Source organism: Mycobacterium sp. IS-1742 (assembly GCF_001500125.1).
GTDB lineage: Bacteria > Actinomycetota > Actinomycetes > Mycobacteriales > Mycobacteriaceae > Mycobacterium.
Genome location: NZ_LQIV01000005.1, coordinates 25,398 through 50,707 on the forward strand (window position 1 = coordinate 25,398; position 25,310 = coordinate 50,707).

21 protein-coding genes are annotated in these 25,310 nt (G+C 70.9%); 10 read left to right on the plus strand and 11 right to left on the minus strand.

Annotation, left to right across the window (positions count from 1 at the left end; all coding sequences use genetic code 11):
• The first annotated feature begins 13 nt into the window (after positions 1–13).
• From AU196_RS04440 to AU196_RS04460, 5 genes are all read left to right on the plus strand, one after another.
• A complete protein-coding gene (locus AU196_RS04440; RefSeq protein ID WP_059093891.1) occupies positions 14–559 on the plus strand; it encodes a Jag family protein in 546 nt (181 codons plus the stop codon).
• 68 nt (positions 560–627) lie between these two features.
• Complete coding sequence (gene rsmG / locus AU196_RS04445; RefSeq protein ID WP_059093989.1) at positions 628–1,305, plus strand: 16S rRNA (guanine(527)-N(7))-methyltransferase RsmG; 678 nt, start codon at positions 628–630, stop codon at positions 1,303–1,305.
• A 2-nt stretch (positions 1,306–1,307) separates the two neighbouring features.
• Positions 1,308–2,309, plus strand: a complete 1,002-nt coding sequence (locus AU196_RS04450) for a ParA family protein (RefSeq protein ID WP_502687211.1) — start codon at positions 1,308–1,310, stop codon at positions 2,307–2,309.
• Between the two features lie 27 nt (positions 2,310–2,336).
• Positions 2,337–3,329, plus strand: coding sequence for a ParB/RepB/Spo0J family partition protein (locus AU196_RS04455; RefSeq protein WP_059093893.1), 993 nt, complete (start codon positions 2,337–2,339; stop codon positions 3,327–3,329).
• A gap of 185 nt (positions 3,330–3,514) precedes the next feature.
• A complete protein-coding gene (locus tag AU196_RS04460) occupies positions 3,515–4,264 on the plus strand; it encodes a hypothetical protein (RefSeq protein ID WP_059093894.1) in 750 nt (249 codons plus the stop codon).
• 12 nt (positions 4,265–4,276) lie between these two features.
• On the opposite strand, the gene AU196_RS04465 is transcribed toward AU196_RS04460, so the two are convergent.
• The 7 genes from AU196_RS04465 to AU196_RS04495 form a co-directional block, all read right to left on the minus strand.
• On the minus strand, positions 4,277–5,473 hold the full coding sequence (locus AU196_RS04465) for an N-acetylmuramoyl-L-alanine amidase (RefSeq protein WP_059093895.1): 1,197 nt from the start codon (positions 5,471–5,473) through the stop codon (positions 4,277–4,279).
• Between the two features lie 144 nt (positions 5,474–5,617).
• Positions 5,618–5,950, minus strand: coding sequence for a thioredoxin (gene trxA / locus AU196_RS04470; RefSeq protein WP_059093896.1), 333 nt, complete (start codon positions 5,948–5,950; stop codon positions 5,618–5,620).
• 24 nt (positions 5,951–5,974) lie between these two features.
• Entirely contained in the window at positions 5,975–6,946 is a 972-nt protein-coding gene (gene trxB, locus AU196_RS04475; protein WP_059093897.1) for a thioredoxin-disulfide reductase, read from the minus strand.
• Between the two features lie 82 nt (positions 6,947–7,028).
• Positions 7,029–7,679, minus strand: a complete 651-nt coding sequence (gene sigM, locus AU196_RS04480; RefSeq protein WP_059093898.1) for an RNA polymerase sigma factor SigM — start codon at positions 7,677–7,679, stop codon at positions 7,029–7,031.
• A 98-nt stretch (positions 7,680–7,777) separates the two neighbouring features.
• Positions 7,778–11,503, minus strand: a complete 3,726-nt coding sequence (murJ, locus tag AU196_RS04485; protein ID WP_197415703.1) for a murein biosynthesis integral membrane protein MurJ — start codon at positions 11,501–11,503, stop codon at positions 7,778–7,780.
• Complete coding sequence (locus AU196_RS04490) at positions 11,500–13,968, minus strand: hypothetical protein (RefSeq protein WP_502687212.1); 2,469 nt, start codon at positions 13,966–13,968, stop codon at positions 11,500–11,502. The genes murJ and AU196_RS04490 overlap by 4 nt, the downstream gene beginning before the upstream one ends.
• The gene (locus tag AU196_RS04495) at positions 13,950–14,738 is read right to left on the minus strand and encodes an NUDIX hydrolase (protein ID WP_059093899.1); all 789 of its coding nucleotides are present in this window, start codon (positions 14,736–14,738) and stop codon (positions 13,950–13,952) included. Before AU196_RS04495 ends, AU196_RS04490 begins: the two co-directional genes overlap by 19 nt.
• An 85-nt stretch (positions 14,739–14,823) precedes the next feature.
• Between AU196_RS04495 and AU196_RS04500 the strand changes: the two genes are divergently transcribed.
• Genes AU196_RS04500 through AU196_RS04510 form a run of 3 tightly spaced genes read left to right on the plus strand, consistent with a single transcriptional unit; the run spans position 14,824 to position 18,067 of the window.
• Positions 14,824–16,284: a CCA tRNA nucleotidyltransferase gene (locus AU196_RS04500; protein WP_059093900.1), complete on the plus strand. Its 1,461-nt coding sequence runs from the start codon at positions 14,824–14,826 to the stop codon at positions 16,282–16,284.
• A 6-nt stretch (positions 16,285–16,290) separates the two neighbouring features.
• Positions 16,291–16,812 (plus strand): hypothetical protein, encoded by a 522-nt coding sequence (locus tag AU196_RS04505; RefSeq protein ID WP_059093901.1) that lies wholly within the window; start codon positions 16,291–16,293, stop codon positions 16,810–16,812.
• Positions 16,813–16,831: 19 nt separating this feature from the next.
• The gene (locus AU196_RS04510; RefSeq protein WP_059093902.1) at positions 16,832–18,067 is read left to right on the plus strand and encodes a serine/threonine-protein kinase; all 1,236 of its coding nucleotides are present in this window, start codon (positions 16,832–16,834) and stop codon (positions 18,065–18,067) included.
• 1 nt (position 18,068) lies between these two features.
• Here AU196_RS04510 and AU196_RS04515 read toward each other — a convergent pair whose 3' ends face one another.
• Positions 18,069–18,845 (minus strand): TIGR03084 family metal-binding protein, encoded by a 777-nt coding sequence (locus AU196_RS04515; protein WP_059093903.1) that lies wholly within the window; start codon positions 18,843–18,845, stop codon positions 18,069–18,071.
• A 10-nt stretch (positions 18,846–18,855) separates the two neighbouring features.
• A complete protein-coding gene (locus tag AU196_RS04520) occupies positions 18,856–20,136 on the minus strand; it encodes an MFS transporter (protein WP_059093904.1) in 1,281 nt (426 codons plus the stop codon).
• Between the two features lie 127 nt (positions 20,137–20,263).
• On the opposite strand from AU196_RS04520, the gene AU196_RS04525 reads away from it, so the two are divergent.
• Positions 20,264–20,878 carry a YqgE/AlgH family protein gene (locus AU196_RS04525; RefSeq protein WP_197415707.1) on the plus strand — a complete coding sequence of 205 codons (615 nt, stop codon included), beginning with the start codon at positions 20,264–20,266 and terminating at the stop codon, positions 20,876–20,878.
• 1 nt (position 20,879) lies between these two features.
• Here the strand turns inward: AU196_RS04525 and AU196_RS04530 are convergent, their stop codons facing one another.
• Both AU196_RS04530 and AU196_RS04535 read right to left on the minus strand, forming a co-directional pair.
• The gene (locus tag AU196_RS04530; protein ID WP_059093905.1) at positions 20,880–21,230 is read right to left on the minus strand and encodes a hypothetical protein; all 351 of its coding nucleotides are present in this window, start codon (positions 21,228–21,230) and stop codon (positions 20,880–20,882) included.
• Between the two features lie 70 nt (positions 21,231–21,300).
• Positions 21,301–22,194: an LpqN/LpqT family lipoprotein gene (locus AU196_RS04535; protein WP_059093906.1), complete on the minus strand. Its 894-nt coding sequence runs from the start codon at positions 22,192–22,194 to the stop codon at positions 21,301–21,303.
• 221 nt (positions 22,195–22,415) lie between these two features.
• Between AU196_RS04535 and leuS the strand changes: the two genes are divergently transcribed.
• Complete coding sequence (leuS, locus tag AU196_RS04540; protein ID WP_059093907.1) at positions 22,416–25,268, plus strand: leucine--tRNA ligase; 2,853 nt, start codon at positions 22,416–22,418, stop codon at positions 25,266–25,268.
• Positions 25,269–25,310 lie beyond the last annotated feature (42 nt).

The following is a 25,310-nucleotide window of genomic DNA, read 5'->3' on the forward strand; positions in this document are numbered from 1 at the left end:
AGGGAAGGCAGACATGACTGACGCTGATACGACCGAGCGGGCCGAGGACGTCGAGACGCGGGAGGGCGCGGAGACCGCGGCTCCGGAGGACGACCTCGAGGACCGGTTGGTGGCCGAGGGAGAGATCGCCGGCGATTACCTGGAGGAGTTGCTCGACCTCCTGGACTTCGACGGCGACATCGATCTGGATGTCGAGGGTGACCGCGCGGTGGTGAGCATCGACGGGGGCAGCGATCTGAACAAGCTGGTGGGTCGCAAGGGCGAGGTGCTCGACGCGCTGCAGGAGCTGACGCGGCTTGCGGTGCACCAGAAGACGGGCGAGCGAAGCCGTCTCATGCTCGACATCGCCCGGTGGCGTCGGCGCCGCCGTGACGAGCTGGCCGCACTGGGCGAGAAGGTGGCGCGCCGTGTGCTCGAGACCGGTGACCGCGAGGAGCTCGCGCCGATGACGCCGTTCGAGCGGAAGATCGTCCACGACGCCGTTGCGGCGGTCGACGGCGTGCACAGCGAGAGCGAGGGCGTCGAGCCGTCGCGGCGCGTGGTCGTCCTCGCCGACTGACGCCCACTGAACGAGTTACACCCATGTAGTTCACCGAGCTGTCGGCCAGAAGGCAGGGGATGTTTCACGTGAAACACGTAGCGCCGCCGCCCGCCGCAGAGGCAGTCTTCGGCGAGCGTATTGCGCTTGCGCAGCGCTATGCCGACCATCTGGCGACCGCCGGTGTCGAGCGCGGGCTGATCGGTCCACGCGAGACGGACCGGATCTGGGATCGGCACATCCTCAATAGTGCGGCCCTCGGCGAGTTGGTCGAATCGGGCGAGCGGATCGCCGACATCGGAAGCGGAGCGGGCCTGCCCGGGATACCGTTGGCGCTGGCGCGGCCCGATGTCCACGTCACGTTGATCGAGCCGATGCAGAGACGCTGCGACTTTCTCACGGAAGTGGTCGACGCTCTCGGTGTGACGGTCACGGTGGTGCGAGGGCGCGCGGAGGAACCGGGGGTGCTGCGCGAGGTGGGGGAGATGGACGTCGTGACCTCGCGGGCGGTCGGATCGCTGGACAAGCTCGCGGCGTGGAGCTTGGGACTGCTCCGCGTCGGCGGACGCATGCTGGCGCTCAAGGGCGCGCGGGCCGAGACGGAGATCGAGGAGAACCGGCGTGTACTTGCCCGGGTGGGCGCAGTCGATGTCAGGGTGTTGAGATGTGGCGCGGACTATTTGAACCCGCCCGCGACCGTGGTCGAGGCGCGGCGCGCGGCACCGGTGACGGGCCGCGGCCGGCCGGGAAGATCGGGCAGGAGATGAGCATGAGCGAGGGTCCCGACGGGCCGCGGGCGGCACGAGGCGGTGCGCGCGTTTCACGTGAAACATGGCCGGTGGGGCCGAAGGGCGCGTCGGCCGACGCCGCTCAGGACTGGCAGAACGATGCCGTGATCGACACCCCGATCGGCGCCGAGGCGGAACGGGCGGTGCGGCTGCTGCACTCCGCATCCCGCGGCGGCCTACCACGTCCCGCACGGCAGCGGGTGTTCACCATCGCCAACCAGAAGGGCGGGGTGGGCAAGACGACCACCGCCGTCAACATCGCGGCGGCGCTCGCTCTCCAGGGGTTGAAGGTTCTGGTCATCGACCTCGATCCGCAGGGTAACGCGAGCACGGCGCTCGGCATCGAACACCGGCCGGGGACGGCCTCGTCGTACGAGGTGCTCATCGGAGACATCCCGGTTCAGGAGGCGCTGCAGCAGAGCCCGCACAGCGAGCGGTTGTACTGCGTGCCGGCGACGATCGATCTGGCCGGCGCGGAGATCGAGCTCGTCAGCATGGTCGCCAGGGAGGGCAGGCTACGGACGGCGCTCGCCGAGTTGAAACAGTACGACTTCGACTACGTGTTCATCGACTGCCCGCCGTCGCTCGGGCTGCTCACCATCAACGCGTTGGTGGCCGCACCCGAGGTGCTGATCCCGATCCAGTGCGAGTACTACGCCCTCGAGGGGGTGGGTCAGCTGCTCCGCAACATCGAGATGGTGAAGTCACACCTGAACCCGGAACTGACCGTCTCGACCGTCGTCCTCACGATGTACGACGGCCGGACGCGGCTGGCCGATCAGGTCGCCCAGGATGTGCGCGCGCACTTCGGCGACAAGGTTCTGCGCACGGTCATCCCGCGCAGTGTGAAGGTCTCGGAGGCGCCGGGTTACGGCATGACGATCCTCGACTACGACCCCGGGTCCCGGGGCGCGATGAGTTACCTCGACGCCAGCCGTGAGTTGGCGGAGCGGGGAGCTCCCCATGACGGCACCACACGATGACCATCGGTGCGCGAAGGAGAGAAGGACATGACGCAGCCCACTCGTAAGCGCAGCGGTCTCGGCCGCGGCCTGGCCTCCCTGATCCCGACCGGACCGACCGAGGACGGCAGCCAAGCCGCGCTGGGTGGTCCGAGGATGGGCAGCGCCGCGGCCGACGTCGTGATCGGCGGTGGGCCGGCGGTGGTGCCGCCCACCGTGGAGGTCGGCGCGGTCTACCGGGAGATCGACCCGTCGGCGATCGAGCCGAACCCGCGCCAGCCGCGTCAGGTGTTCGACGACGAGGCACTCTCCGAACTCGTGCACTCGATCCGTGAATTCGGGCTCATGCAGCCGATCGTCGTACGAGCCCTCGACGCCGCTGACTCCGGGCCGCGCTACCAACTCGTCATGGGGGAGCGGAGGTGGCGTGCCGCGCAGCAGGCCGGCCTCGCGGCCATCCCGGCAATAGTGCGCGAGACCGCCGACGACAGCATGCTCCGCGACGCGCTGCTCGAGAACATCCACCGCGTCCAGCTGAACCCGCTCGAAGAGGCGGCGGCCTATCAGCAGCTGCTCGACGAGTTCGGCGTCACCCACGATGAACTCGCGACGCGGATCGGCCGCTCCCGCCCGCTGATCACGAACATGATCCGTCTGCTCCGACTGCCGATCGCGGTGCAGCGCCGTGTCGCCGCCGGCGTGCTGTCCGCCGGACACGCCCGCGCGCTGCTCGCCCTCGAAGGCGGACCCGAACGCCAAGAGGAGCTCGCGGCACGCATCGTCGCCGAAGGACTGTCGGTCCGCGCGACGGAGGAGGCGGTCACGCTGGCCAACCGGAGCGATCCGGCCGCGCCGCCGGCGCCGCGGCGCAAGCCCATCCAGATGCCCGGCCTCCAGGATGTTGCCGAACAGCTCTCGACGGCCTTCGACACCCGCGTCACGGTGAGTCTCGGCAAACGCAAGGGCAAGATCGTCGTCGAGTTCGGCTCGGTGGACGATCTCCAGCGAATTGTCGAGTTGATGAACTCGACGAAGCCCTGACCGAGGACACGGGGGCATTACGTCACTGTGACACCAGCACCTTGGGCATCCGGGACTCACCCGGCGGCTGCCGGCAGATCATCTGGCCGGCAACGCTTTTCGTGTGCCGCGGCCGCGCTGCCTATCCTGGAGACCGAACCGCGGTCGCGCGCAGCGTCCGCAGCGCACGAGAACCGGGGAACCTAGTGCCCGCACGCATCACGCCCTTGCGTCTGGAGGCTTTCGAGCAGCTTCCCAAGCACGCGCGGCGCTGTGTCTTCTGGGAGGTCGATCCCTCGACGCTCGGGCGTGAGGATCATCTGTCCGACCCCGAGTTCGAGAAGGAAGCGTGGCTGTCGATGGTCATGCTCGAATGGGGATCGTGCGGGCAGGTGGCGGTGCGGTGCGCGGAAGCGTTGAGCGACGAAGCCGCGGCGACCGACCCGTCCGCCGAGGAACCCTGCATCGGCTACGCGTTCTATGCACCGCCCCGTGCGGTTCCGCGGGCCCGTCTGTTTCCGTCCGGACCGGTCAGCGCGGACGCCGTTCTTCTCACGACGGTGGGGGTGGAGCAGGGCGATGACGCCGACGCTCTGCCGCGCACGCTGTTGACGTCGGTGGTCGGGGATCTCGTGCGCCGCGGTGTTCGCGCCCTCGAGGCGTTCGGCCGCACCGAGGAGGCCGCCGAACTGATGGACCCGCGACTGGTCCCCCCCGAGCTCACCCCGGTGGTCGAAGCGCTGGGTGATTGCTCGGTGCACCAGTGCATGGTGGACGCCGACTTCCTGGAACAGGTCGGCTTCACCGTCGTGTCCCCCCACCGGTATTTCCCTCGCCTGCGGCTGGAACTCGAGCAGGGCCTCGGATGGAAGGCGGGTGTGGAGGCGGCGCTGGAGCGTCTGTTGGAGTCGGCCCAACTGCAGCAGCCCGTCGGCGCAGGCAGCGGCCGCTGTTAGCGACCGAACGGGTCAGTTCGAGCTGAGCCGGCCGGCCTGCTCGACGGACAGTTCGTGGGCCAGCAGCTCGGCGAACGTGAAAGTGCCAGTGGGACGGTCGTTCTTGCCGAGAAGGTAGAGCCGCTTGACCGCGGCGAGTATCCCCTCGGCGATCGCATCGCGATTGTGGTTGGACACCAACAGTTCCCGGTCATGGGGATTGGTGATGTAGCCGACATCGACCTGCACGGTGGGCATCCGGGTCAGGCGCAGCAGATCCCAGGTCCGGCCGTGGGTGCGGCAGTCGCGTAATCCGGTGCGGGCGACGACCTCCCGCTGAATGAAGTCGGCAAGGTTGCGCCCGATGGTGGAGACCGATCCGTGCGAGTTGCCGAAGTGGAACGACGCGACCCCGTTCGCCCCCGGGGTGGGCTGCGCGGCGCAGCGCAGGCTGATCATCAGGTCCGCGCCGACGGTGTTGGCGGTCGCGGCCCGCTCGGCGTCGGAAGGGCTGCGGTTGGCCGGGCGGGACAGGAACGTGTCCATCCCGATGGCGGTCATCCGGCCCTCGAGGCGAGTTGCCAAGTCCCACAGGATGTCCGCTTCGCTGATCGGGCCCTGCGGTCCATTCATGATGAGTCCGTGGTCGCTGCCGCCGCGGCCCGGATCGATGATGACCCGCTTACCGGACAGCCGGGGACCGGAGCGGCGGACCAGCTCCTCCTCCCGGATCGCGTGCGGGGACCCGCCGGTGACCCGCGAACCGAGGAAGTACAGCGAGCGCAGCGTCTCCGGACCACAGATGCCGTCGGGGTACAGCCCGTACTCGCGTTGGTAGGAGGTGAGTCCGTGGTGGGTCTGCAGCCCGAAATGGCCGTCGACCAAACCGGTGTAGAACCCGAGGTCCTGCAGCCGGGCCTGCAGCGTCGCCACGTCGTCGCCGTACATCGGGGCACCGAACTGGTGCATCAACGTACGCGCGCCGAGGCGGTAGGACGCTTCCTTCAGTGCCCGGTACGTGGCCTCACCGACGATGCCGTCGACCAGCAGCCCGCGGTGCTGCTGGAAGGCGCGGACCGCCTGGTCGAGGTCATCGTCGAACAGGTCCGCGACGACGTGTCTTCCGGTGGTGAGGTCGTCGTCGGGGCTGTCCAGCAGGCCCAGAGCCGAAAGCGCTGCGCGGATCTCGGTGACCGCGGCCCCGCGATCACCCTGACGCAGACTCGACATACTCGCCCCTTCGGCAGGCCCTCAGCTCTGGCTGTCAGTACCCCTGCGGCACGGACATATGCACGACAGGCCCGGAAGGCATTCTCTCAGAAGTTTCCGCCAATCCGGAAAACGCCAGGCGAACCGGAATCGGCCCGTGATCCGTCAGAGCAGGTCGGTGAGCTCGCGCAGCAGCGCGGCCTTACCCTTCGCGCCGACGATCCGCTTGACCGGTTCACCGTCCTTGAACAGGATCATCGTCGGGATCGAGACGACCTGGAAATCGCGTGCGGTGGTCGGATTCGCGTCGACGTCGAGCTTCGCGACGGTCAGCGCGCCGGCCTTCTCGCTGGCGATCTCCTCGAGGACCGGGGCGACCATCTTGCACGGGCCGCACCAGGTGGCCCAGAAGTCCACCAGCACGGGCGTGCTGCTGGTCAGCACGTCGCTGGAGAACGAGTCGTCGGTGACGGTGACGGTGGCGCCGTTGTCGGCCATGTCTGCTCCTCGGGTAGGGGTGTCTCAGATCGGTGCTGAGATCTCTTGATCGCTTGGGGCGACGCCGATTTCGGCCAGCCAGCGTTCGGCGTCGATGGCGGCCGAACATCCGCTGCCCGCGGCGGTGATGGCCTGCCGGTAGGTGCGGTCGACGAGATCGCCTGCGGCGAAGACACCTTCGATCGACGTGTTGGTCGTGCGACCCTCGACCAGGACGTACCCGTCCTCGTCGACCTCGACCTGACCGCGGACGATGTCCGAGCGGGGCACGTGGCCGATCGCGACGAACACGCCGGTCACCGCGAGCTTCGATTCCTCACCGGTCACGGTGTCGCGCAAGCGGATTCCGGTCACCTTGGGATCACCCTCGATCTCCGTGACGGCGGTGTTGGTCAGGAACGTGATCTTCTCGTTGGCGCGGGCGCGGTCGAGCATGATGCGGGAGGCCCGGAACTCGTCGCGGCGGTGGATCACCGTCACGCTGCGGGCGAAGCGGGTGAGGAACGTCGCCTCCTCCATCGCCGAGTCGCCGCCGCCGATGACGGCGATGTCCTGGTCGCGGAAGAAGAACCCGTCGCACGTCGCGCAGGTGCTGACGCCCATGCCGAGCAGCGCCTCCTCGCCGGGGACGCCGAGGTGACGCGCGGCCGCACCCATCGCGAGGATGACCGCGCGGGCCCGATGGGTCTCATCACCGACGGTGACCGTCTTGACGGGGCCGTCGAGGGACACCTCGTCGACGTCCTCCATCCGCAGGTCGGCGCCGAAACGCAGCGCCTGCTCGCGCATCTCGTCCATCAGTTCGGGTCCGGTGATGCCGTTGCGGAAACCGGGGTAGTTCTCCACCTCGGTGGTGGTCATCAGGGCGCCGCCGAACTGGCTGCCTTCGAACACGAGCGGCTTGAGCTGCGCGCGGGCGGCGTACACGGCGGCCGTGTAGCCGGCCGGTCCGGAGCCGATGATGATCACATCGTGAACCGTCGATGAGGTGGTCATGTGAGCCTTTCTGCCGTTTCGCACCGGCACGGGTACAACACCAGCCTAGGTCCGGGTGTTCCCGCACGCCTGCAGGGTCACGCTACGGCCGGTCGACCGGCGTCCCGCCGTGGCCCACGGCGCGGACGATGGTCGCGCGGGGGCGGCTGCGGGCGGACCGGGGCACCGCGTGGCAGGCGCGTGGCGTCGTCTCGTCCAGACCGCGCAGTGTCTCGGCGAGTTTCGCCCGGCCCCGGCTGCACCGACTCTTGACCGTGCCCTCCGCGACGCCCAGCATGCGGGCGGTCTCGGCGACCGAGTAGCCCTGCATGTCGACCGCCACGATCGCGGCCCGCTGTTCGACGGGCAGCCGCAGCAGGGCCCGTTCCACCACGATCGCGGTGTCCACCCTGGCGGTCGGATCGCCGGGCGGCGCGACGTCGTCCACGAGGGGGCTGGTGGCGTGGTTGCGGTTGCTGCGCAGACGATCCAGACAGGCGTTGACCACGACGCGGTAGAGCCAGCTGCTCACCGCCGAGTCGAAGCGGAAGCTCGCGGCCTTGCGATGGGCCGAGAGCATCGCGTCCTGCAGCGCGTCGGCGGCGTCCTCGCGGCTGTTGCTGGTGATCCGCGCGAGCCGCTCGAGTTGGCGCTGATGGCGGGCGAACAACTCCGCGAACGCATAGCGGTCACCCGCGACGTGATCGGCCAGCAGCTGGGCGTCGGACCGGCCGACGGCGTCGAAGCTCCCCACAGCCGAACAGTAAGCGGGTGCCGGCCGGGTTCCGCACACCTGATCCGCCGGTGGCCCGTACGCGGAGGTCGGGGGTCGCGGGCCCTGTGGATAACCCGCTAGGTGGTGCCCTTCAGCGTGATCTCGGAGACGTCGGTGCGGTTCAGACCGTCGACCGTGCCGAGTTTGTCGATCCACACCAGCACGTACGGGGTGGGGGAGGCGTTGCTGACCTCGATGGTGTTGTTGCCGGTCCGCAGGGGTGTCGACGGGGTCATCGCGGTGGTGCCGTCGAGCGAGGACGGTTCGGCCGACTGCGACGACCGGATCTGTACGGAGGTGTCGGTCGACGAGACGTTGATGTCCACGGCGGTGATGACGGTGGGCTGCGGCAGCTCCAGCATCAGGCCGACGCCGTTCTTGAAGTTCGGGAACGGGTTGGGGTCGGAGTAGGTGTCGGTGGGCCACACCGTCGTCGAACTGCCGTCGATGGCGTTACCGGCCTGATCGGGGGAGTCGGCGCCGCCGTCGGGGGAGAACACCGTCGCCCGCACGGGGCGCACGACATTGCCCGGGGCCGTCGGCCCGCCCTCGGCTTCGGCCGACGTGCTCGGGTCGTTGAGGCCGAGCTGGTCGCCGCCGAGCCCGCCACCGACGTCGCCGAAGATACGGCTCAGCACGGTCGCCAGCACGATGAGCGCGACGACGACGATCGCACCGCCGACCGTGAGGCCGACCATCAGACCGCGCTTCCGCCGGGCCTGTGCCTCCGGGTCGTCGTCGGCTCCGCCGCGGAAGCGCGACGTCGCGCCGCCGTCGGGCCGGTCGACGGGGGAGATCAGGTCGGTTCGGTCGGCGACGGCGGTGGCCTGCTGCAGCAGGTTCAGCAGCGTCGGTGCGCTGCGGATGCCGCCGTCGGGTTGGACGGCGTGCGCGGCCGCCGCCGAGATCTGGAACGGGATCTCGCGGTCCACGGCCCGTGGTTCGAGGGGTTCGCCCGCCGGGTCGCGGTCGGCCGGGGCGAGGCCGCTGGGGACGCCCGTCTCGGGCAGCGGCCAGCGGTTGACCAGGAGCGCGTAGAGCGCTGCCCCGATACCGCGGATGTCGTCCTCGGGGGTGGCGTCGGGCATCGTGGCGGGGAAGGCCAGGGCGACGTCGCCCTCGATGCTGACCCGCACGCGGCTGGGGTGGTCGATCGACAGCGCCACCCCGGAGCGGTGCGCGGCCTCGGCGGCCGCGGCGAGCGACTGCATCGCGCGGGCGCCGCCGATCGGGGAGGGCGCCGTCTCGGCGACCTCGGCCAGCGATCCGCCGCGGATCCACTCCGAGACGATCAGGCCGCCGGATCCGGTGTTGGCGACGTCGAGGACGCGGGCCACGCCCGGCATGTCGAGGCGGCTGAGCTTGAGGGTGCGCGACAGGATGTCCTGCACCCGTTCGTCGGGCAGGGTGGCGTCCGGGTCGACGAACGTCAGCGCGACCTGACGGTCGAGCGCGGTGTCGAGCGCCTGCCAGAACTGCAGGTTGGGGGGTCCGCCGTGGAACACCAGCAGCCGGTAGCGGCCGCCGCCGATCGTCGCGCCGGGGATGAGGTGCACATCCTCGTCGGAGGTGGCCGCCTCGATCGCCGGTTCGCGCGGCGGTTCGAAGGGCAGCGATTCGCGGGTGGGGTCACCGCCGTAGTCCGAGGGCGGACGACCGGAGGCGGACATCTCGGTGGTGGCAGAGGGTTCGGCGACGTCGGGCTGGAAATCGTCCGCAGAGACCTTGGTGGTCGAAGCGCTGTCGGGCGTCGCTGCGGAATCACCCGCGGAGTCGTCGCTCACCGCTGGTCCCCTCCACCTCTCTTCTCCGGCCCCACGCACCGGAGTTCCCCGAACCGGAGACTCGTACCGGCCGGTCGCGGGGCCCCGACTCCTCCGCACCGGACGCGCACTCCTGCCGTCAGAGTACGGGACGGCACCGGCGGGCCGCGCCTGGTCGGGCCGAGATATCGGTGCGGCGGCCGCAGGGGCGGGCCTTCCGAGGCGCCTGCGCACGAACGCGACGGCGGCGCCGGCCTCGGGCACGCGCGCTGCGAGCAGCACCGCGGCGATGACCGGCAGCATGATCAGGCCCAGCACGGCCAGCCGTACCAGCGACCCCGCTCCGCCGCCGCTGGCCGTCAGCGATTCGAGGCCGAGCAACTGGTCGGCGACGTGGGCGAGCAGCCCGGCCAGCAGTGAGGCGGCGACGGTCACCAGGATGGTGCGGCTCACCTGCACGTCGAGCATCCGCCCGCCCGGCGGGCGCAGGCTCGACTTCAGCAGGAAGTGGCCGACGATCGCACCGGCGAGGAAGCCCAGGCCGTTCGCGAGGCCGAGGAATCCGGCCACCAGGTCGGGGTCGTCGGTCATCGACGGCGCCGCGACCGAGGCGAGCACTTTGACCATGGTCACGACGACGATGACGATGATCGGCGTCCACGGCTGTTCCCGCGCGTAGAAGACCCGCAGCTGCAGGAGCACGAGCGCGTACGGGATCAGCGTGAACGCCGACAGCGTGATCGCCATGCCCAGGTAGCCGGCGTCGGTCTCGCCGAAATTCCCGTAGGCGAACAGCGCGGTGCCGATCGCCGGGCCGCCCACGGTCATGACCGCGACGATCGGGATGAGCGTGACCATCGTCAGCCGCGTGGCGAGCGAGAAGTCGCCGAGGACGGCGCTGATGTTGTCGGCGGCGGCGTTGCGGGACAGCCGGGGCATGACCACCGTGAGCACGGTGACGCCGATGATCCCGAACGGCAGCTGGAGCACCAGCCAGGTGTAGTTGTAGATCGCCGGGCCCGATGCGGCTGCGCCGCTGGCGATCTGGTTGCCGACGATCAGCCCCACCTGGCTGATGAGCACGTAGAGCACCATCGCCGCGGCCATGGTGCCGAACTTCTTGAGGCGATCGTCGATACCCCACAGCGGGCGCAGGCTGATCCGTTCGCGGCGGATCGCGACCAGCAGGACCGCCGTCTGCGCGAACACGCCAAGGGTGGTGCCGATGCCGAGGACCAGCAGTTTGGCGTTGCCCATCTCGACGGGGTCGACCGAGAGTTCGCCCGGCACGATCACATACAGCCCGAGGGTGGCGATGGCGACGACGTTGTTGACCACCGGCGCCCAGGCCGGCGGCCCGAAGACGTTGCGGGTGTTGAGGATCGCCATGAAGACCGACGACAGCCCGTAGAACAGCACCTGCGGCAGGAGGAGGTAGGCGAACGCCGTCGTCAGCGGATTGTTGACCTGCGGGTCGTCACCGAGCATGAGGCGTACGAGCAGGGGCGCGCCCGCCACCGACAGCACCGTGGCGACCAGCAGCAGCGTGGTCGCCAGGGTGACCAGGCGGCGGACGAAGGCCGTACCGCCGTCGGGGTCGTCGCGCTCCGCGCGGGCGAGCACCGGCACGAAGATCGCGGTGAAGGTGGCCTCGAGCACCAGTGCGGCGACGAGGTTCGGCAACTGGTTGGCCACCGTGAACGAACTCGACAGGGCGGCGCCGAGGATCGCGGCGAGCAGCACGATCCGCAGGAAGCCGGTGATCCGGCTGACCAGCGTCGCGACGGCCATACCCCAGGAGCGCGAGACCACGGCCGCATCGGACAGTTCCGGGCGGCCGGCGCGGCGGCGGGGCGCCGGACCGCGAGGGATGCGTTGGCGCGGTGGCGGGGGGGGCGGGCGCCGGGCCGGGTTCGGCCGCGCGGCGCCGGGCGCCGGGGGGATGCGGCGCGGAGGCGGGAACGGCTGCGACGGCGGATGCGGTGGGGGATCGGGTGGCCGGTTCGGCGGTGGACCCGGTTCCCACCCGGTGGTGCTCATTTCTGGTCGCCGACGGGCTGGTCGCCGGGCGCGTACCGGATCGCGGTGTCGAGGGGGTCGCCCACCGGCCGGCCGGTGTCGTGGTCGGAGTGCAGATGCGCCTCGGCGACCGCGCGTTTGGGCCGGTCCAGGTCGGCCGGATCGGGTTGGCCGCGGAAGCGGTGCCACAGCCGGCGGCCGGCCAGCAGCACGAGCACCGCGCCCGCGCTGAGCGTGATGACGAACAGGACCTTGCCGTAGGCGTTGGAGTGCACCGACAGCCGCACCGGTTCACCCAGCGGTACCCCGGCGGCCGTCTGCAACGCCACGTCGACGGCGACCCGTTGGGTGAAGTGCACCTCGATCGGGACCCGCAGGGGCAGGTAGCCGGGCGGGAGGCTGATCTCACCCATGTCGTCGACCGTCATCCCCGGCGGCGCGTCGACGGCGAGCCGCACCCGGATCGGCACGGGCAGGTCGTTGCGCAGCGCGAGCGGCAGCGGGCTGCGTTCGGTGGCCAGGGTGTACGCGCCGCCGGGGTTCATGATGCGGACTGCGCCGAACATGTCGCCGACGGTGTCGGAGGTGACCGCGAGCCGCTCCTGGGCCAGGCCGTTGCGGGCAACCGGGGGCACGGACTGGCTCAGCGCGCGCAGCATGTCCTCGCGCAGCGGGGCGGTGTATCCGATGCCGGTCAGGCCGGTCCGCTCGTCGACGCCGAGCGCGGCGGTCAGCCCGGACAGCCGCCCGTTGGTGGCGGCGACACCGGAGGTCACCGCGTCGTCGATGCGGCCGCGGGGGTTGCCGATGTCGTCGGCCGGCCAGCCGGCATCCGGCTGGGGCGGGACGGCGTCCCCCTCGGCGATCACCTCGCGCAGCGGCCGGGGGCGCGCGAGACCGGCCCGGATGGCGGTGCCCATCGTGGTCAGGACGGCCTGCGCGTCGTCGGGACGCGGGCTCCACACCAGCGGCGGCACCACGATCTGGGCGCGCGGTTCGGTGTCGGGTCGCAGGCTGCGCCACAGCAGGGACCCGATCGCGTTCTGGCGTCGGGCCACCGGCGAGTCCTGGCGCAGCGGGATGTCCAACGAGGGGTCGAGGTAGGTGGGCGCGGTGGGCTCGCTGCCCGCACCGGCCAGTGCCGCACCGACGGTCGGGTCGAACGGCATCGCGACGAGGTTGGGGGAGTAGCGCGTGGGAACCAGCTCCGCGGTCGAGCCGAGGCCGGTCGCATCGTCGCGTGCGGTGAGCGTCGCCGCGGTGACGGCGACCGTGCGGCCCTGCGCGGACAGCAGCTGCGCCGCCGGACCGGTGAGCGGGCCGTCGCCGGTCAGCGTGACCCCGCGGGTGGTGGCGACGCCGAGGATCTGGTCGACGATGTCGGCGGCGCCGGTGGTGGCGACCGTGCTGAGGCGCGGGTCACCCACCCGCTGCAGCGCGTCCAGATCGGCCTGGGCGTACGGCGTGGACGCCACGCACATGCGCTTCGCCAGCGCCTTGAGCCGGTTGAGCCAGCCGACGGCGGCCTCCTGCCCGGTGCCGGGGCGGGTGGGTGTGGTCGGCCCGGCGTCGGGTCCGTCGTTGACGACGTACCCGGCGGTCATCGCGTTGACGGTCACCAGCAGGTCCGGGTCGACGGCCAGGCACAGCGCCCGGCCGACGTCGCCGCCGGGGTCGACGGCCGGGCCGGTGGCGAAGTCGACCGCGGCGAGCAGCGTCTCCAGCCGGCCGCCCGGCGCCAGCGACGCGGCGAGATCGTCGTCGGCGAGTCGCACGGGCGTTGTTCCGCCCGGGATGCCCGCGGCCAGCCGGGGTTTGTCGGCCAGCGGCCAGAACATGGTGAGCCGCACCGGTTTCGAGGTGTCGGGGGCGACGACGGAGGTCAGCGTGTCGGCGGCCGACTCCGCGCCCGGTTCGGGCGGGACGCCCAGCACCGGCAGCAGGAACCGCGCGTCGTCGAGCCGGGCCGGTGCCCCGTACTCCGGCGTGCCGTTGACGTTGACCAGCACCGGATACACGCCCGGCTGGTCGATGCCCAGCGACGGGCCGGCCGCCCCGCGGATCGGGTAGGCGAGGGTGAACGGCACCTCTTTCCCGCGGGCGAGTTCGGGGGCGACGGTGATGAAGTCGGCGACCGGATCGAACTGGTCGAGGTTGCCGGTCAGGTTGGTGCGCAGCCCGGAGGACGAGTCGACGGCCGGGGCGTGCTCGAGGCGGAGTACCACGTCCCGGACCGGGCGGTCCCCGACGTTGCGCACCACCCCGGACACCGTGACGACGGGATCGCTGGCGGTGGTGACGACGTCGGGGGTGACGCGGTCGATGCGCAACTGGAGGAACGGCGCGGCGCCGGGCTCCCCGGCGGCGGCCTGCGGCAGCGCGGTCGAGACGGCGGTCAGCAGCAGCAGGACGAGTGCGGCCAGCAGACGCGGTACCGCCGTCGTCGTGCGTGGCGCCGCCACGGTCCTCACTGGCCTTGTCCGCATCCGTTCGTCCGCCGGCCGGGAGGGGTTTGGCTGGACTCGTCACGACGACGGTTGCGGGTGTGCGAATGGGTCTGGGGGCGTCGGCGCGGCGAGGTGCGGGGCAGCGGTGGCAGGGCCGACGGGCCGTCACTGTGCAGTTTGTCGATGAGTTCGTGGGCGACCTCGGCCAGCCGGCGTTCGTCGGCGTAGGCCAGCCGGTCGGGCAGTTCCTTCAGCGGCACCCACGCCACCTCGGTCACCTCGACGTCCTCGTCGGACAGTTCTCCGCCGAGGAATCGCATCAGGTAATGGTGCACGGTCTTGTGGACCCGCCGGCCCTCGGTCACGAACCAGTAGTCGATGCTGCCGAGCGCGGCGAGCACGTCACCACGGATCCCGGTCTCCTCGGCCACCTCGCGGATCGCGGTCTGCTCGGCCGTCTCGCCCAGCTCGATGTGTCCCTTGGGCAGCGACCACAGCATCCGGCCGCGCCGGTCGATGCGCCCGATCAGCGCGGCGACCTGGCTGTCCTTCGGGCCGTCGATACCGTCGATGACCAGCCCGCCCGCCGACGTCTCGCGCACGGTGCGCAGCCGTTCCTGGGGGCGGCGGGGCCGGGTCTTGCGGGCCTGGTCGGTGGGTTTGGCCGTCGTCTCGGGGGTATCCGTGCCGTCGGCGCCTCCGGCGGAGGCGGTGGGCCGGTCGGTGGCCGCCTGCGGGGGTCCGGCCGCGCGTCGGCCACGACGTCGCCCGCGGCGGCGTCGTGATTTGGGCTGTTCGCCTTCCGACACCCAAGCGATAGTAGCTGCCACCCTGTTTCACTCCGGCCACACTCGCCGGTCGCTGCCGGACCGTTACCCTCTAGGCTCAACGAACGTGCCGGACGACCCACACGACCTCGCCACCGACGCCGAGCTGCTGGCCCGCGCCGCGGTGGCGCTCAACCGCGACGGCGAGGTCCTGCGCGATATCGGCGCGGTGTTCGCCGAAGCCGGCCACAGCCTGTATCTGGTCGGTGGCAGTGTCCGCGATGCGCTGCTCGGCAGGCTGGGCGAGGATCTCGACTTCACCACCGACGCCCGCCCCGAGCAGATGCAGGCCTTCCTGCGGCCGTGGGCGGACGCGCTGTGGGATACCGGCATCGACTTCGGCACGCTCGGGGTCGGCAAGGCCGGTCACCGCCTGGAGATCACGACCTTCCGCGCCGACAGCTACGACCAGGTGTCGCGCAATCCCCAGGTCCGGTACGGCGACCGGCTCGAGGACGATCTGGTGCGCCGGGACTTCACCGTCAACGCCATGGCGGTGGCGATCACGGCGGCCGGACCGGGTGAGTTCCATGACCCGCTGGGCGGTTTGGCCGCGCTGCGCGCGAAGGTGCTCGACACCCCGTCGGCGCCGGAGGTGTCGTTCGGTGACGACCCGCTGCGGATGTTGCGTGCCGCGCGCTTCGCCTCGCAACTGGGGTTCGAGGTCGCGCCGCGGGTGCGGACGGCGATGACGGAGATGGCGCCGCAACTGGCCCGCATCACCGTGGAGCGTGTCGCCGCGGAACTGGACAAGCTGCTGCTCGGTGCCGACCCGGTGACCGGGATCGACCTGATGGTGCAGACCGGCCTCGGCGACGTGGTGCTGCCGGAGGTCGGCGGGATGCGGTTGGCCATCGACGAGCACCACCAGCACAAGGACGTCTACTGGCATTCGCTGACCGTGCTGCGCCAGGCCATCGATCTCGAGGACTCCGGGCCGGACCTGGTCCTGCGCTGGGCGGCGCTGCTGCACGACATCGGGAAGCCCGCCACGCGGCGCCACGAAGCCGACGGCGGGGTGAGCTTCCACCACCACGAGGTCGTCGGCGCGAAGATGGCCCGCAAGCGGATGCGGGCGCTGAAGTACTCCAAACAGATGGTCGACGACGTGTCGCAGCTGGTGTTCCTGCACCTGCGCTTCCACGGTTACGGTGACGGCAAGTGGACCGATTCGGCGGTGCGCCGCTACGTCACCGACGCCGGTCCGCTGCTGGGCCGGCTGCACAAGCTCGTCCGCGCCGACTGCACGACCCGCAACAAGCGGCGCGCCGCCCGGTTGCAGGCGAATTACGACGACCTCGAGCGCCGCATCGCCGAGCTGGCCGCCAAGGAGGATCTGCAGCGGGTGCGGCCGGACCTCGACGGCAACGAGATCATGAGGTTGCTCGACATCCCGGCGGGGCCGCAGGTGGGGGAGGCGTGGCGCCACCTCAAGGAGCTGCGCCTCGACCGCGGTCCGCTCTCGCACGACGAGGCGGTCGACGAACTGGTCAAGTGGTGGAACGAGAAGCAGCAGCCCGGCGTCTGAACATGTGTGGAGTACTGCCTGGGTGAGCCCGACGGGTCGGCGACGATGTGGACCGCCGAGCCGGACATCGACACCGACGGCGACGGAGTGGTCGACGCGGTGGGTCTGGACCTCGACGGCGACGGCCGTCTCGACGATGCACTCGCCGATCACGACGGCGACAGCCGGGCCGAACTAGCCGCCCGGGATCTCGACGACGACGGCGTGGTCGAGGCCTACTTCGGCGACGACGGGACCGGCACCTGGCTGCTGAGCGTCGACCGCACCGGGCAGGTGCGCTGGTTCGGTCTCGACGGCGTCGAGCAGACGGGCGGGCCGGTGGTGGACGTCGACGCCGACGGACAGGTCGACGACCGGCTCGTCGACAGCGACGGGGACGGGCTGGCCGACCGGGTGTTCAGCGGCGAGACCGCCCACGTCGACACCGACGGCGACGGACGCTGGGACGTCCGGTTGTCCGACGGTGACGGGGACGGTCTGGCCGACGCGGCGACGGGAATGTCGCGGCAGCCGTTTACGGGGCGGTAAACCGGGCTACCGCTTGGCTATGACCGGCCCCGAAGTACTCGCAGGCCGCTACGAGCTCCGCGAGGTGCTGGGCCTCGGCGGGATGGCCGAGGTCCGCGACGGATGGGATACGCGCCTCGACCGCGCGGTCGCCGTCAAGCTGCTGCATCCGGCCCTGCGGACCCAGCCGGACGTGCGCAGCCGATTCGAGGCCGAGGCCCGCTCGGCTGCCGCCCTCACGCATCCGAACATCGTCGCGGTGCACGACTACGGCGAGGACGACGGCACACCGTTCATCGTCATGGAGCGGCTGCCCGGCCGCACCCTCGGCGACGTGATCGCCGCGGGCCCGATGTCGCCGGCTCAGGTGCGCGCGATGCTCGACGAGGTGCTCGCGGCCCTCGAGGTCGCCCACGCCGCGGGCGTGCTGCACCGCGACATCAAACCGGGGAACATCCTGCTCTCGGCCGACGCCAACAGCCTGAAGGTGGCCGACTTCGGCATCGCCAAGACCGGCGGCGCCGCCCACACGATGACCGGACAGATCGTCGGGACGCTGGCGTACATGAGTCCCGAGCGGATCAGCGGCGCCCCGGCGTCGGTCGCCGACGACCTCTACGCCGTCGGCGTGATGGCGTACGAGGCGCTGCTGGCTCGGCGGGCCTTCCCGCAGGACAACCCGGGCTGCGTGGCGCGCGCGATCATGGACGAACCCCCGCCCCCGGTAACGGCGTTCCGCTCCGACGTCGACCCGATCCTCGCCGGCGTCATCGAGCGGGCGATGACGCGTGACCCGAGTCAGCGGTTCGGCAGCGCGACGCAGATGCGCGCCGCGCTCGCCGGCGATCAGGGCGCCTTGTTCGGCGGGACCGCACCGGTCGTCCCGCCGCCCCGCCCGGTGACCAGGGTGCTCGCCGCGCCGCTGCCGCCGTCGGCCGTCGGTCCGCCTCCCCGCCGCGGCCCGTCGCGGCGTGCGCGCGCTGCCGCGGGTGCGGTCGCGGTGCTGGCCGCGTTCGCCGTCGCCGCCGTCGCCCTGGCGATGGACCCGTTCTCGTCGGCGCCCGCCCAGATGCCGGTGAGTGACAGCAGCAGCATCGCGCCGCCGCCGCCGACGGCGCCCCCGCCCCCACCGCCGCCGCCACCACCGTCGGTCGCGCCGATCGTGGAGCAGCCCGCGCAGGTCCAGGCCCCGGAGATCAAGGCGCCGAAGGGAGCGGGGAACAACGGCAAAGGCAACGGCGGTGGCAACGGCAAGGGGAACGGCAAACGCGGCTAGCTCAACCGCGGCCGTGGCCGGGCGGGCCGGCGAACGCCTGGGCGATGTCCAGCCAGCGCTCGGCGTCCGGCCCCACGGCGGTCACCTCCAACTCGGCGCGGGGCCGCCGCTGCGTGACGAGGAAGCAGAAATGCTCGGCGGATCCGGTGACCCGCTGCGGAGCGTCGGCCGGCCCCCAGGTCCACCGCGACCCGTCGGGCGCGTTCAGTTCCACGTGAAACGGTTCGACCGGGACAGGCAACCCGTGCACGGCGAAGGCGAAGTCGCGGGTACGGACCCCGATGTGCGCGATGGACCGCAACCGCGCGGTCGGCGGCCGCCGCACGCCGAGCGCGTCGGCGACGTCGAGACCGTGCGCCCACGTCTCCATCAGCCGTGCGGTCGCCATCGACGGCGCACTCATCGGCGGGCCGAACCACGGCAGTTTGCGACCGCCCTCGACGGTGAGCAGGGCGTCGTGCAGCAGATCACGGGTGGCCCGCCAGTCCGCCAGCAGTTCGGCCGGCGGCGTGGTCGCCAGGTCCTCGGCGGCGCGGTCGACGAATCCGGAGGGATCCTCGGCGGCCTCACCGAGTACGACGTTGAAGCCGGCCTCGTCCCGCACCGACAGCAGCGCGACGCGGTCGGTCCACAACAGGTGGGCGATCTGATGGGCGATGGTCCATCCCGGCGCCGGGGTCGCCGTCGACCACGCCGGGTCGGGGAGGTCGGCGACCAGCGCGTCGAGGTCGGCGCTCTCGGCGCGCAGATCGGCGACGATGGAGTCAGCGGCGGCCATGGAGTGCAGACTAGTTGCGCGGTGTCTGCCGGCCCAGTGCGGCATGCAGCGCCAGTCCGACGAGGTAGACGCCCACACCGGTGGCCGCCAGCCCCGGGGAGTGCCCGTCGGGCGGGATGACCCCTGCGGCCGCGGCGATGGCGCCGATGAACGCGATCCAGAACAGCGAATCCTGCACGGTGAACACGTGCCCGCGCAGGGCGTCGTCGACGTCGATCTGCATCGCGGTGTCCGCACAGAGTTTGACGATCTGCCCGGCCGCGCCGAGCAGCGATCCGCAGATCACCATCACGGGAAGGTGCAGTCCGAGGGCGACCAGCTGGACGGCGGCCGCGACGACCAGCGCGCCGTTGCCGGTGCGGTAGCGGCCCCAGCGGCTGATCAGCGCCGGCGTGGCGATCGTCGCGAGGAACGAGCCTGCGCCCGTGGCGGCGACGAACAGCACCGCCGTGCCGAGGCCGGCGACCGCGGTGGTGTCACTGTGCCGCACGATCACCAGCACCAGCAGCGTGTTGATCCCGAACACCACGCGGTGGGCGCCGAGTCCGGACAGGGTGGCCGCGACCGTGCGCACCGACAGCACGGTGCGCAGACCGTGCACCCAACCCGTGGCGACCGCGTAGACGACCGATCCGTGGACGGCGCGCACGCTGTCGTCCGGGCCGAGCACGTGCGAGCCGATGCGCACCGACAGCAGCAGCGCCAGCGCCACCGGCAGCGCGACGATCAGGATGATGACCGAGGCGCCGGTGTCGTCGTCGCCGAACACCCAGCGGGGCAGCAGCATGAAGTTCGCACCGAGGAACGCCGCGACCGCGCCGGTGGCCGCCGCGACGGAGTTCATCGCCACCACCTGCTCGCGGGGCACGACATGCGGCAGCGCCGCCGACAGCCCCGAGGACACGAAGCGGGTGAACCCGTTGACGATCAACGCGCCCAACAGGATCGGCAGATCGCCGACCCGGGCGGCGAGTAACGCAGCGACCGCCAGGACCAGGAGCAACCGCGCCGAGTTCGCCCCGATCAGCACGAGCCGCCGGTCCCAGCGGTCGAGCAGCGCACCGGCGAACGGCCCCAGCAGCGAGTACGGCAGGAACAGCACCGCGAATGATCCGGCGATCGCCCACGGCCCGGCGGCCCGGTCCGGGTTGAACAGGATGGCCCCGGCCAGACCGGCCTGGAACAGCCCGTCCCCGAACTGGCTGACGGCACGCAGTTCGAGCAGCCGACGGAACTCGGTGAGTCCGCGCACCGACCGCCAGACGGCCACGAGCGCGCGAGCGTCAGCCACGAGAGATCACGTCCTGTTCCGGCGGAATGGATGCCCGAGGCGCTGAGGCGCGCGGCACCGCCTCCACAGTACAAATGTCTGCGCGGGGCGGGCTGGTCCACCACATCGGCAGCCGGCCGGTGACATGATGGTGAACGTGGCGCAGTCAGAGGATCCCGAGGACTTCATCGCCCCCGCGGCACAGCGGGTGCGGGCGGGAACGCTGCTGCTGGCCAACACCGATCTCCTCGAGCCGACGTTCCGGCGCAGCGTCATCTACATCGTCGAACACAACGACGGCGGAACCCTCGGAGTGGTGCTGAACCGGCCGAGCGAGACCGCGGTCTACAACGTGCTGCCGCAGTGGGCGAAGCTGGCCGCCAAACCCAAGACGATGTTCATCGGCGGGCCGGTCAAGCGCGACGCCGCGCTGTGTCTGGCCACGTTGCGCGCCGGCGTGGCGGCCACCGGTGTGCCGGGGTTGCGCCACGTGCAGGGGCGCATGGTGATGGTCGACCTCGATGCGGACCCCGAATCGCTGGCGCCGGTGCTCGAGGGGGTGCGGATCTTCGCCGGGTACTCCGGCTGGACCATCGGCCAGCTCGAGGGTGAGATCGAGCGCGATGACTGGATCGTGTTGTCCGCGTTGCCTTCTGACGTGCTGATCGAGTCCCGGGTGGATCTCTGGGCGCGGGTGCTGCGCCGTCAGCCGCTACCGCTGTCGCTGTTGGCGACCCATCCGATCGACGTCAGCCGGAACTAGCTCACCGGCAGGACAGCACGCAACTGGCGCACGAGCCCGCGCAGTCCGCGCCGGCAACCGCCGCGGCTTCACCGCGGGCCACCACCTTGGCGCTCTGCCAGCAGCCCGCGGCGACCGTGGCGACGGCCCCGACACCGCATGCGGCCACCGCGAGCACTCCCGTCTCGGACGGGGCGGCCAGGGCCACCACACCACCGGCCGCCAGCATCACCGCGGCAGCGAGTTGGGTGGGGGCCACCGCCCGCAGGATCTGCTGACGGGGATCGGCCGAACGCGGCCGCGTCAGCAGCCACAGCCCGAGGGCGCCGACCGCGACGGCGGCACACAGGCACAGCACCGCTACAAAGACCATGGGTGACAAGGATACGAGGCGCGGTTCGTGGCCGCCCCCCGGGCGCCAGGCACGCCCGGGGGACGTCGTATCAGGGCTGCCCGAGGGGCTGCGGCAGCGGTGCCAACCCGGGCGCCGGCGGCGTCGCGGGGGCCGGCGGGGGCGGTGGGACCGCGGGCTGCGCGGTGGGTGAGGTCACCTTGAACCCGGTGACGATCGCGTCGGTCGCGTCCGCGGCCGGGACGGCCTGGTCGACGGTGGTGGTAACCGCCAGGGACACCAGGTATCTGTCCGGCCCGGAGGACGCGATCACATGTCGGCGCGAGGTGTTGAGCGTCATCGAGTTCTCGCGGTAGGTGCCCTCGATCAGCGAGGACGGCATCCCGTTGTAGGGCGCCAGCGACGCATCGGTGGACCGCCACGCAGGCAGCATCTGGCTGTCGATGAAGCCGTGGCTGATCGCCTCGTCCGGGTTGAAGGCGCCGATCAGCTTGTACACCTTGAGCTGCGCGTTCGACGAGTACAACCCGTCACCGCCGACGCGGTCGGCGATCACCGCGAACGCCTCGGGGACATTGGGGTCCGGGATGTAGGCCCAGCCCCGCGGCATCGGCAGTGTGATGTTGAGCGCGTTGAAGTCGCGGGCCACCTGCGGCTGCATGGCGACGCCCTTGGCGCGGAAGAACTCGGCGATCGTGCCGGACGAGGCGGGCAGGATGGCCGGGGCCTGCGGCGTGACGGCCGCAGGCGCCGTGCCCGCGCTGGGGCTGATCACCGCACCGGTGAGGCCGGGCATCGTCGCCGACTCGGGCACCGCCGCGGGTGCCGCGGCAGGCGCGGCGCTCACCACGGCGGGGCCCGGTACCGGGGGTTGGGGGAAGACGGGTTCTGCCGTGGCGGTTGCTCCGGCGAAGCCGACCAGTCCGGCCACGCCCGCAGCCACACCTCCTGCCAGAACCCGCCAGTGACGGGCTTTCTCGATCATCGACGCAGTCCTTCTCCCGTGGTGGTTGGGCTCGCCACGCCCTGAGGTCAGGCGCCGACTGTAACCACGGGCCGATGGCACTCACCATGGCTGGGACCGACCTGGGACCAACCCCTGACTTCGCCGCAACGGAACCGATACCGAGACGTGTCCTGCGGGGGCGTCCACCGCGGTCACGTGGGCCCGCAAGGGTGGCAGAACTCTCCTTATACCCTGGTGAGGTGACCGAAACCCCGACCGCCCGGCCCGACCGGGCCGCTGACGCCGACACCCCGCAGCATCGCTACACCGCCGAACTCGCGGGGCGGATCGAGGACGCGTGGCAGCAGACATGGGCGGCCGAGGGCACCTTCAACGTGCCCAACCCGGTCGGTGAGCTGGCTGCGCCGGACGGCACGGTGCCCGCCGACAAGATGTTCGTCCAGGACATGTTCCCGTACCCGTCGGGTGAGGGGCTGCACGTCGGGCATCCGCTGGGATACATCGCCACCGACGTGTACGCGCGCTTCTACCGGATGACGGGCCGCAATGTGCTGCACGCCTTGGGATTCGACGCGTTCGGTCTGCCCGCGGAGCAGTACGCGGTCCAGACGGGCACCCATCCGCGGACCCGCACCGAGGCCAACATCGTCAACTTCCGGCGCCAGCTGGGCCGGCTCGGGCTGGGTCACGACACCCGGCGCAGCTTCTCCACCACCGACGTCGACTTCTACACCTGGACGCAGTGGATCTTCCTGCAGATCTACAACGCCTGGTTCGACCGCGACGCCAACAGGGCGCGCCCGATCGCCGAGTTGGTCGGTGAGTTCTCCTCCGGTGCCCGCGCACTCGACGACGGCCGGCAGTGGTCGGAGCTGACCGCCGGTGAGCGCGCCGACGTCCTCGACTCCTATCGCCTGGTCTACCGCGCCGACTCGGTGGTCAACTGGTGCCCGGGTCTGGGCACCGTGCTGGCCAACGAAGAGGTCACCGCCGACGGCCGCAGCGACCGCGGCAACTTCCCGGTGTTCCGGAAACGGTTGCGGCAGTGGATGATGCGTATCACAGCCTACTCCGACCGCCTGCTCGAGGACCTCGACGTCCTCGACTGGCCGGACAAGGTGAAGACGATGCAGCGCAACTGGATCGGGCGCTCCACCGGCGCCAGCGTGTTGTTCGGCACGGATGCCGGTGACATCGAGGTGTTCACCACCCGTCCGGACACGCTGTTCGGCGCGACGTATCTGGTGCTGGCGCCCGAGCACCCGCTCGTCGACTCGTTGACGGCCGGGCAGTGGCCCGACGGCGTCGATGGCCGCTGGACCTTCGGTGCGGCCACCCCGGGTGAGGCGGTGGCCGCCTACCGCGCGTCCATCGCCGCGAAGAGCGATCTGGAGCGTCAGGAGAACAAGACCAAGACCGGAGCGTTCCTGGGCGCGTACGCGACGAATCCGGCCACCGGACACCAGGTTCCGATCTTCATCGCCGACTACGTGCTGATCGGTTACGGGACCGGCGCCATCATGGCGGTACCCGGTCACGACCAGCGGGACTGGGAGTTCGCCCACGAGTTCGGGCTGCCGGTGGTCGAGGTGATCTCGGGTGGCGACGTCTCCGAGGCGGCCCACGCCGGCGACGGCGTCCTGGTGAACTCCGGCCACCTCGACGGGATGGACGTGGCGACCGCGAAGGCGGCGATCACCGAACGGCTGGTCGCCGACGGCCGCGGCCGGGCCCGCGTCGAATACAAGTTGCGCGACTGGCTTTTCGCGCGCCAGCGGTACTGGGGTGAGCCGTTCCCGATCGTCTACGACAGCGACGGCCGTGCGCATCCGCTGCCGGAATCGGCGCTGCCGGTGGAGCTTCCCGACGTCCCGGACTATTCGCCGGTGCTGTTCGACCCGGACGACGCCGACAGCGAGCCGAACCCGCCGCTGAACAAGGCCACGGACTGGGTGCACGTAGAACTCGACCTCGGCGACGGTCTGCAGACCTACACCCGCGACACCAACGTCATGCCGCAGTGGGCGGGCAGCTCCTGGTACGAGCTGCGCTACACCGATCCTCTGAACAAAGAGGCGTTGTGCGCCAAGGAGAACGAGGCCTACTGGATGGGCCCGCGGCCGGACCTTCACGGGCCGCAGGACCCCGGCGGGGTCGACCTCTACGTCGGCGGCGTCGAGCACGCCGTGCTGCACCTGCTGTATTCGCGGTTCTGGCACAAGGTGCTCTACGACCTGGGCCACGTCAGCTCGCGGGAGCCCTACCGGAGGCTGGTCAACCAGGGCTACATCCAGGCGTTCGCCTACACCGATGCGCGCGGGTCGTACGTGCCCGCGGCCGAGGTCGTCGAACGCGACGGGAAGTTCTGGTACGAGGGCTCGGAGGTCTTCCAGGAGTTCGGCAAGATCGGCAAGAGCCTGAAGAACTCCGTCTCGCCGGACGAGATCTGCGACAACTACGGCGCCGACACATTGCGGGTCTACGAAATGTCGATGGGCCCGTTGGAGGCCTCGCGGCCGTGGGCGACCAAGGACGTCGTGGGGGCGCACCGGTTCCTGCAGCGGGTGTGGCGGCTGGTGGTCGACGAGCAGAGCGGTGCGGTGCGGTTGGCCAATCACGAGGCGCTCGACACCGACACCCTGCGGGTGCTGCACCGCACCATCGCCGGCGTGTCGGAAGACTATGCGGCGCTTCGCAACAACACCGCGGCGGCCAAGCTGATCGAGTACACCAACCACCTCACGAAGGAGGGGGTGACCGCGCGCGCGGCCATCGAACCGCTGGTGTTGATGGTCGCGCCGTTGGCGCCGCATCTGGCCGAGGAGCTGTGGCGGCGGATGGGCCACGACACCTCGCTGGCGCACGGACCGTTCCCGGTGGCCGATCCGCAGTATCTGGTCACCGACACGGTCGAGTACCCGGTGCAGGTCAACGGAAAGGTGCGCAGCCGGATCACCGTTGAGGCCGATGCCGGCAAGGACACGCTCGAGGCGGCGGCGCTGGCCGACGAGAAGGTGCAGGCGTTCCTCGACGGCGCGGCGCCGAAGAAGGTGATCGTCGTCCCCGGCCGCCTGGTCAACCTCGTCGTCTAGGGGGCGATTTGGGTGTAGTTGGTCGCGGTGAGCGCAACCAAC

What these genes read in the sequence shown, in the direction of transcription:
- murJ (WP_197415703.1), bottom strand. Translation starts at nt 11,503, where the DNA reads ATGAGCACCACCGGGTGGGAACCGGGTCCACCGCCGAACCGGCCACCC.
- AU196_RS04530 (WP_059093905.1), bottom strand. Translation starts at nt 21,230, where the DNA reads ATGGTCTTTGTAGCGGTGCTGTGCCTGTGTGCCGCCGTCGCGGTCGGC.
- AU196_RS04490 (WP_502687212.1), bottom strand. Translation starts at nt 13,968, where the DNA reads ATGCGGACAAGGCCAGTGAGGACCGTGGCGGCGCCACGCACGACGACG.
- AU196_RS04465 (WP_059093895.1), bottom strand. Translation starts at nt 5,473, where the DNA reads ATGTCGAGTCTGCGTCAGGGTGATCGCGGGGCCGCGGTCACCGAGATC.
- AU196_RS04440 (WP_059093891.1), top strand. Translation starts at nt 14, where the DNA reads ATGACTGACGCTGATACGACCGAGCGGGCCGAGGACGTCGAGACGCGG.
- AU196_RS04525 (WP_197415707.1), top strand. Translation starts at nt 20,264, where the DNA reads ATGGTGAACGTGGCGCAGTCAGAGGATCCCGAGGACTTCATCGCCCCC.
- AU196_RS04510 (WP_059093902.1), top strand. Translation starts at nt 16,832, where the DNA reads ATGACCGGCCCCGAAGTACTCGCAGGCCGCTACGAGCTCCGCGAGGTG.
- AU196_RS04515 (WP_059093903.1), bottom strand. Translation starts at nt 18,845, where the DNA reads ATGGCCGCCGCTGACTCCATCGTCGCCGATCTGCGCGCCGAGAGCGCC.
- AU196_RS04450 (WP_502687211.1), top strand. Translation starts at nt 1,308, where the DNA reads ATGAGCGAGGGTCCCGACGGGCCGCGGGCGGCACGAGGCGGTGCGCGC.
- AU196_RS04455 (WP_059093893.1), top strand. Translation starts at nt 2,337, where the DNA reads ATGACGCAGCCCACTCGTAAGCGCAGCGGTCTCGGCCGCGGCCTGGCC.
- trxA (WP_059093896.1), bottom strand. Translation starts at nt 5,950, where the DNA reads ATGGCCGACAACGGCGCCACCGTCACCGTCACCGACGACTCGTTCTCC.
- AU196_RS04535 (WP_059093906.1), bottom strand. Translation starts at nt 22,194, where the DNA reads ATGATCGAGAAAGCCCGTCACTGGCGGGTTCTGGCAGGAGGTGTGGCT.
- trxB (WP_059093897.1), bottom strand. Translation starts at nt 6,946, where the DNA reads ATGACCACCTCATCGACGGTTCACGATGTGATCATCATCGGCTCCGGA.